Genomic DNA, 989 nt, shown 5'->3' with positions numbered 1-989 from the left:
CAAAAATCAGAATTCTTCGCACATTCTTCGCACAGCCCATGAAGTAAATCCCCACTGCATTGTAACTGAAAATGATGTTCTTCCATAATATGTTCTCTTAATTCATCCATAAATCCACAGTCTAAATGCATTACCTTCCCGCATTTTATACATTTTAAATGCAAATGTTCTCTGCAATGTCCTTTTTCTCCTGCATATTGATATACTGCTTTATCCGAGTTTATATCTGAATATTTAATAATAATATTCTCTGCACAAAGTTTATCAAGAAGCCGATAGACAGTTGTTGTATTTACACTGATTTCTTTTTCTTCAAGATGCTTTTTTATATCAGCGGCACTTATTGTAGTGGAACAATTTTCTTTCAGATAATCAAGAATCACTAATCTATTTTTTGTTGTGTAGGATTTTCTTTCTTTCATGATATCTGGCACTTCCCTTCTTCTATATCACTACAAATTATTTTACTCAGATTCTCCTCTCACGTCAATGTTACTATTTAATTCATTAAGCGAACTACAGACGAAGCCATTGCCCCCAATAAGGCATATTTGTGATTTTAGTCGCGGCGGTTTGAATGTTCGCTCTACTCGCTCGCATCCAAACCTTGCTCCGAGACCACAAATATGCCTTATTGGGGGCAATGGCTTCTGTGCTGTGGCTGGAGAAGGTGAATTAAACAGGAGGAGGGGATTTGGGGACAGAAGCTGATGTCTTCTACTTATTTGAGAATGACTGGGAATAGAGGGGATGATTTAACTTAACTTCTTTATCTAATCCCTTTGAAATGACCATAGATATGTACATATAAGTTCATAAAAACTGGATTTAAAAAATTATAGAAAATGCATCTTTTTTATTATCGCAGCAATATTTCAATAATTTTGAAGCAAGAAGCAAGTTTCAATTCTCCTTTTTAACCTTTATAACTTCAATTTAAATACAAAGCATCTGTTTACAATAGTTTCAGAGCAAGCAGAAAATTTCTA

Annotated in this window: 1 protein-coding gene; it reads right to left on the bottom strand. The window is 34.3% G+C overall.

What is annotated here, in order from left to right; translation table 11 throughout:
• Positions 1 to 422 (bottom strand): Fur family transcriptional regulator (locus EUBHAL_RS11220; RefSeq protein WP_005349600.1); only part of this gene is annotated, 422 nt, incomplete at its 3' end.
• Positions 423 to 989: the final 567 nt, after the last annotated feature.

This window comes from Anaerobutyricum hallii DSM 3353 (assembly GCF_000173975.1).
Lineage (GTDB): Bacteria > Bacillota > Clostridia > Lachnospirales > Lachnospiraceae > Anaerobutyricum > Anaerobutyricum hallii.
This window is presented reverse-complemented; position numbering and strand designations above follow the sequence as displayed.